We start from the raw sequence: 7,243 nt of genomic DNA on the forward strand, positions 1-7,243 counted from the left end.
TTGTTCGTTCATTGTTCGTTCATTGTTCGTTCATTGTTCGTTCATTGTTCGTTCATTGTTCGTTCATTGTTCGTCTTTTGTTCGTTATTTCATTATCTGCTCTTGTGGCTCGCACCGTCTTTTGTTTTTCTTAAGCTTGCTTTAACTTTGTTCTATCTTCAAATAAGTCTTGTCTTTCAGACCGATAGCCTTTACCAATTTCTCTTTAAGGCTTGTCCCCCTTCGGGGGTTCGGGGGCTTCTCACTCCTCTTTTCTCTATCTGACCTTGTACCTTGCACCGTTATTTGTATGAACTTTGCCCAAGTTTCAAACTTTGGCAAAGTTGAAATCTACTTATAACCTTCTTTTTATCTATCTTTTAGCTTTAACTTAGATTTATTCATCATTCGTCTTTTATTCGTTCTAGACCCACTGTAGAGCCACTGTAGACCCACTGTAGAGCCACTGTAGACCCACTGTAGAGCCACTGTAGAGCCACTGTAGAGCCACTGTAGAGCCACTGTAGAGCCACTGTAGAGCCACTGTAGAGCCACTGTAGAGCCACTGTAGAGCTACTGTAGAGCTACTGTAGAGCTACTGTAGAGCTACTGAAAAGCCACTTATTGTTCGATTATCCTGTAAGTTTCCTATAAGTTTTGTATATTCCTCTCCTAATTTCATCATTAATTCATTTCACCCCCAAAATGCTTGTCGTGCTACAACTGCTCGTTGTGCTGCAACTGCTCGTTGTGCTACAATTGCCCGTCGTGCTACGACTGTCTGTGTGGCTTGCACCTATCTGTGTGGCTCGCACTACCTGTCTTTAATAAATAGAATACAGTAATGGTATCAAAAAATCTCAGAAAAATTTTAATATTTAGAAAATACAACGTACCTTTGTAGCGTTTTTAAAAGAAGATTATTTTAACTAATACAAACAAAATGAGTTATAGAATTGAAAAAGACACTTTGGGTGAAGTGAAAGTGCCAGCCGATAAATATTGGGGAGCACAAACAGAGCGTTCACGCAACAACTTTAAAATCGGTGCACCCGCTTCTATGCCGATTGAAATTATCCGTGGTTTTGCTTACCTTAAAAAGGCTGCCGCTTATGCAAACTTCGATTTAGGAGTGCTTTCAGCCGAAAAACGCGATGCTATCGCTCAAGTTTGCGATGAAATTCTCGAAGGCAAACTCAATGACCAATTCCCATTAGTAATTTGGCAAACCGGTTCAGGTACACAATCTAATATGAACGTGAACGAAGTGATTGCCAATCGTGCTCAAGTGTTGGCTGGTAAAAAAATAGGTGAAGGCGATCCCGTACTAAAAGCCAATGACGATGTAAACAAATCACAATCGTCTAATGATACTTTTCCTACCGGTATGCACATCGCTTGCTATAAAATGGTAGTTGAGAAAACTATTCCTGGTGTTCAGAAACTACGCGATACTCTCGCTGCTAAATCCGAAGCCTTTAAAAATGTAGTAAAAATAGGTCGTACGCACCTTATGGACGCTACACCACTTACTTTGGGACAAGAACTTTCAGGCTACGTATCTCAACTCGACCACGGTTTGCGTGCTCTTAAAAACACATTAGCTCACCTTTCAGAATTAGCCTTAGGAGGTACAGCCGTAGGTACAGGGCTCAATACCCCTAAAGGTTACGACGTGAAAGTAGCTGAATACATTGCTAAATTCACCGGTCTACCTTTTGTAACCGCTCCTAATAAGTTTGAAGCTTTAGCTTCTCACGATGCAATTGTCGAAAGCCACGGAGCTCTTAAACAATTAGCCGTATCGCTCAATAAGATTGCAAACGATATTCGTATGATGGCTTCAGGACCTCGCTCAGGTATAGGCGAAATCATCATTCCTGCTAACGAACCTGGTAGCTCTATTATGCCCGGTAAAGTAAATCCTACTCAATGTGAAGCTATGACAATGGTGGCAGCTCAAGTAATGGGTAATGATGTAGCCATTTCAATAGGAGGTACACAAGGTCATTATGAATTAAATGTATTTAAACCATTGATGGCTTCTAACTTCCTTAAATCAGCTGAGTTGATAGGAGATGTTTGCGTGTCATTTGAAGAACACTGTGCAAGTGGTATTGAACCTAATTACAAACGTATTAAGGAATTAGTAGATAACTCGTTAATGCTTGTTACAGCTCTTAACACTAAGATTGGCTATTATAAAGCAGCCGAAATAGCCCAAACGGCTCACCGCAATGGCACAACCCTTAAAGAAGAAGCTGTGCGTTTAGGCTATGTAACTCCGGAAGACTTCGATAAATGGGTACGCCCTGAGGATATGGTCGGAAGCCTTAAATAAGTAATATAAAAAGTTTATAATATTAAAAAAAAGGGAAAGCTATCAATTAGATAGCTTTCCCTTTTTTATATAAATAAGTATATACTTGTTCTTATTTGTTAGGAATATGTTGCAATATCGCTAGTAAGAACTTCCAAAACTTCTGTACAGAAGCTATATTTACCTTTTCAGCAGGCGAGTGTGCCCCTTTGATAGTAGGACCAAAGCTCACCATTTCCATTTTGGGGTAATGGGTTCCTAAAATGCCACATTCTAAGCCTGCGTGGCAAGCTACTACATTAGGTGTTTCACCGAAGAGCGTTTTGTATTGTGCTTTTACAATCTTCAAGATTTCAGCATCTACTTTGGGCTCCCAACCTGGGTAACTACCGGTGTATTCTACTTCAAATCCAGCTAACTCAAAACTACTGCGAATCGTATCAGCCAAATCATATTTAGAAGTTTCTGAAGCCGAACGAGTGAGGCAGTACACGTTTATTTCGCCGTCTTTAATTTGTACCCTTGCTACGTTATTGCTGGTTTCTACAAGGTCAGCAATCGTCTGACTCATTTTGTACACCCCATTGAAAGCTGCGTAAAGAGCGCGTAATACATCTTCTTGTTCTTCTTCTTCCATTACTTTCTCAGGTACCGCAGTAGGTTCAAGTAATACTGTAAGAGTTGGTTCAGTTACTGAATACTCGTGTTGGAGTGCTTGGGTAAGTGTAGCTACTTCTTTTTTTAAAGCCACTTCGTCGTTTTTATTAATAGTTACCACCGCTACGCTTTCTCTCGGAATAGCATTGCGCAAACCGCCTCCATCTACACTTGCAATATGCAAACCAAATTTCTCAGTACAAGTGAATAATATACGGTTCATCAGTTTGTTGGCATTAGCATAACCCTTATGGATATCTGTACCACTATGTCCGCCGTGCAATCCTTTTATGGTAAGTGTATAGCCTACTGAATTATCAGGCGTATCTACCACGTCGTACTCTCTAAACGCCGATACATCTACACCACCGGCACATCCTATATCAATTTCGTCGTCTTCCTCAGTATCTAAGTTGAGAAGAAAATCACCAGAGAGCAATCCGCCTTTGAGCCCTTTAGCACCCGTCATTCCTGTTTCTTCGTCAATAGTAAAGAGAGCTTCAAGAGCAGGGTGGGGGATATCCTTACTTTGTAAGATAGTCATAATACTCGCAACCCCAATACCATTATCGGCTCCCAAAGTTGTACCATCAGCCCGTACCCAGTCGCCATCTACTAACATTTTGATACCTTCCGTACTAAAGTCGAATACCGTATCATTGTTCTTTTGGTGTACCATATCGAGGTGCGATTGTAACACTACTGTTTTGCGGTTTTCCATTCCTGCCGTAGCGGGCTTTTTAATGATTACATTGCCCGTTTCGTCTTGGTAGGTATCAAGTCCTAAACTTTTGCCGAAAGACACCATAAAAGCAATGACTTTCTCTTCTTTTTTTGATGGACGAGGCACGGCATTCAAGCTCGCAAAGTTCGCCCATAACTGTTTTGGTTCTAACTCTGTTATTTTCATTATATTTATTAATTATTAGTTTTTAGTTATCAGTTGTTAGTATTTAGTCGCTACTGCTTTTACCTTTTACTTTTTATTTACATATCCAGCTGTGAGTCCTCGCTGGCTTTACCTTTTACCTTTTATCTTTTACCTAATCAGAACCAGTACCCTATATTAAACAGCCATATCGCTTGTCTTATTTCAGGTGAGTAAGTGCATTTCAGTTCTATAGGACCTAAAAAGCTCTCAATGCTATATCCTATCCCATACCCCGAATAGTCTGGGTATTTCTTCCACTCAAAGCTCTCAAAAAGATTGTTGTCTGCTTTAGCAATATTCGCTAATAATAGCAAGTGTTGTTTTTTAAAGGGTTGGATATCTATTACCAATTCTGATTTTAAGTAGTTTTTAGCACCAATACTCAAAAAATCATAGCCGTAAAAAGGTGAATAGTTTGTAAATACATTCTTGTTATACCCTCCTAAAAAGAAGTCTAATGAGTATACATTAGAGCCTCCTATCGTAACACCGCCTTCTAATCCTACTCGTGCGCTCAATCTTGGCAAGATAGGAAAAGCAAATGATAACTCTGTTTTACCCGTTGTAAATTTGTTAAAATCTGAGTAGTTTGAGGCAAGTGCATAAAAATTGAACTGTGTATTGAAGTACACCCCTCTACTGGGGAAAAAGCTATTGTTAAAGCTGTCGTATTTAAGATAAGAATAGAAACTGCCTATATGACTCTTTTCCGAATACGAAGTCGCTGAACTTATTGAATACACTTGCTCAGTATCAAACTGTATTTTGCGGTGCTCTACTCCTAAGCCAAATACAAAACCATTACCCGAAAGTGTTTGCAAATACAGCTGATTTACCCAGTCGTAAGCCTCTACGTCCATTCGGTTGAGTTCCGACTGCTCTATTCGGTAGTTAGATAAGCGTTTTGTGTTCAGTTTTCGGTCGAATTGCACAAACTTAGACCGCAATCCATAACTGATGTAGAATCCCTTATCCACAAAATAATCAAACTGATAGCGTATGTTATCTCCCACAATAAGGTCGAGTGATAGAAAATCACTGCTTTGTAAGAAATAGTTCCGAGTATAGTTCATCAAGAACCCTGTTTTTAGCAGATTGTCATAATGTATCCCAAATTTCAAAAAGGTGCGTTGCGGATTCTCTTTTAAAAAAAAGTCTATATGTTCCCCTTCAAATGTGTGCCTAATCTGGTGATTGATAGAATGGAAATTGTTAGTAGCCATCAAGTTGTCTATTCCGTTGTTCAGTTGCTCGAACGAAATTTTACGGTTTAAATATTTCAAGTGTAGTTTACCGCGCAAATAACTACGCGAAAAGTGCTCGTTGTTATGAAAATGGACGTCTTTTAAGTAAAAGGAATCTATCTTTTGTATTCGTTCTCTTTCCTCTGTATGTTTTTGTTGAGCTGCAATCTCACGCAATCTTGGTAGAAAATGTTCTGCTGCTATTTTGCCATTGTTGATGATTGTCTCTCCTTTATCAAACGAAATAACGTTGAATCCCTCTATATTAGGTTTGATGTATACATCGGTCTCTTTTATTTTTTTTGGCATATTATCTATCATTGGGAAGGTAGTAATCTGCGAAAAAATACTCAAAAAAGAGTTAATCTCCTCTCGTTTTGCTAGCGGACTCTGTACATCTACCCCTATGATAATATCCATTCCTTTTTTCTTAACTTCGTCTACCGGATAATTATCGGCAATACCGCCATCGGTAAGCCATTTACCATCTATTTCTACCAAATCGAATAGCGAAGGAAACGAACCGCTTGCTTGTATTGCTTGAGGCAAGAAACCGTTTTCAAGTACTACGCCTTTACCTGTTTCTATATCCGTTGCTACACACAAGAAAGGAATGGGTAACTGCGAAAAATCATAGATTTCATTCACTGGATAGAGTAGTTTCACAAACTCATTGTAGATGTTTTGTCCTTTTGATACCGCACGAGGCAACCCTACTTTGAAGTTATTGAAAGGCAATGCTACTGCATAACGGTCGTATATATAGCGCTCGTGTAATGATTTAGCACGGCGTGAAGTCTTGTCTTGCAAGAGTTTATCAAAGTCTAACTGACGGAAGATAGAGTCCAACTCATTGGCTGAATAACCCGCCGCATACAAAGCTCCTACCATAGCCCCCATACTCGTACCCCCGATGTAATCGATGCGCACCCCTGCTTCTTCCAACACTTTTAGTACCCCTATATGTGCTAACCCTTTCGCACCTCCACCGCTGAGTACCAATCCCACTTTTAAATCCTTTTTGTGGGTAGTATCTTGCGCACGCAGAAGAGGACTACTAAGTATCAGAAATATGGTTGCTAAGAATATTCTCATCCAATGAATTGCTTTTTAAAACAGGTACAAAGGTATAAAATAATTAACAAATAACAATATAAAAATGAGGATTAATTTTTTAATCACTCTATTTTACTCTCGATATGGTAATACCGTCCCGTATGGGGAGTAGCACTGTCTCTATACGAGGGTCTTCTTTTAGTTTTTGATTGTAAGCCATTAAGGCTTGGGTATGTTTATCCGAAGGCTTTACTTCTTGCACTACTTTACCACTCCACAACACATTGTCAGAGAGGATAATACCTCCTGAGTTCATTTTCTCTATCACCAAATCAAAATAATGAGCGTAATTCTGTTTGTCAGCATCTATGAAAACAAGGTCGAAAGTAGTGCTGAGAGTAGGGATAATATCGGTTGCCTTGCCTAAGTGTTGCACAATTTGCGCCCCATAGCCACTCCGGTCAAAAAACTCTCTTTGCAGGTCAGTGAGTTCCTCTTTGATGTCGATAGTATGTAAAACACCATCAACTGCCAACCCTTCTGCCAAACAGAGGGTTGCGTAGCCTGTGTAAGTGCCTATTTCCAAAATAGTTTTAGGCTGTATCAATTTAGAGAGCAAACTGAGGAAACGCCCTTGTAAATGACCACTAATCATTCTCGGTTGCAGTACAGTAAGGTGAGAGCGCCTACTGAGTTCTTGTAGTAAAGGAGGTTCGTTGTCAGTATGTTCGCAAGCGTAATTTTCTAAATCTTCTGATAAAAAGTGCATTGGTAAAATATTTTTTTGGCAAAGATAGCAATAATATTCAAAAAAGCTGTACCTTTGCCACAAAAGCCAAAGGTAGAGGATATTGATAGAAATGTAGAAGAAGCGAGGTAAAGTACTTTTTATTTCCAATATAACAATAACTTTACTATACCTTTTCTTTGTTCATTGTTCATTTGCCCGTGCGGCTCGCACCGTCATTTGTTCGTCATTTGTTCGTCATTTGTTCGTCATTTGTTCGTCATTTGTTCGTCATTTGTTCGTCATTTGTTCGTCATTTGTTCGTCATT

General features: G+C 39.4%; 4 protein-coding genes. 1 reads left to right on the forward strand and 3 read right to left on the reverse strand.

The window, feature by feature from the left end; translation table 11 throughout:
• The first annotated feature begins 922 nt into the window (after positions 1 to 922).
• On the forward strand, positions 923 to 2,320 hold the full coding sequence (gene fumC / locus HMPREF1528_RS08770) for a class II fumarate hydratase (protein ID WP_015783032.1): 1,398 nt from the start codon (positions 923 to 925) through the stop codon (positions 2,318 to 2,320).
• Between the two features lie 91 nt (positions 2,321 to 2,411).
• Here fumC and HMPREF1528_RS08775 read toward each other — a convergent pair whose 3' ends face one another.
• The 3 genes from HMPREF1528_RS08775 to HMPREF1528_RS08785 form a co-directional block, all read right to left on the reverse strand.
• Positions 2,412 to 3,866, reverse strand: a complete 1,455-nt coding sequence (locus HMPREF1528_RS08775) for an aminoacyl-histidine dipeptidase (RefSeq protein WP_016479472.1) — start codon at positions 3,864 to 3,866, stop codon at positions 2,412 to 2,414.
• A gap of 137 nt (positions 3,867 to 4,003) precedes the next feature.
• Positions 4,004 to 6,226, reverse strand: coding sequence for a patatin-like phospholipase family protein (locus HMPREF1528_RS08780; RefSeq protein WP_016479473.1), 2,223 nt, complete (start codon positions 6,224 to 6,226; stop codon positions 4,004 to 4,006).
• A gap of 88 nt (positions 6,227 to 6,314) precedes the next feature.
• The gene (locus HMPREF1528_RS08785) at positions 6,315 to 6,956 is read right to left on the reverse strand and encodes an O-methyltransferase (RefSeq protein WP_016479474.1); all 642 of its coding nucleotides are present in this window, start codon (positions 6,954 to 6,956) and stop codon (positions 6,315 to 6,317) included.
• Positions 6,957 to 7,243 lie beyond the last annotated feature (287 nt).

It is taken from the genome of Capnocytophaga sp. oral taxon 336 str. F0502, assembly GCF_000411575.1.
In the GTDB taxonomy this organism is placed as follows: domain Bacteria; phylum Bacteroidota; class Bacteroidia; order Flavobacteriales; family Flavobacteriaceae; genus Capnocytophaga; species Capnocytophaga ochracea.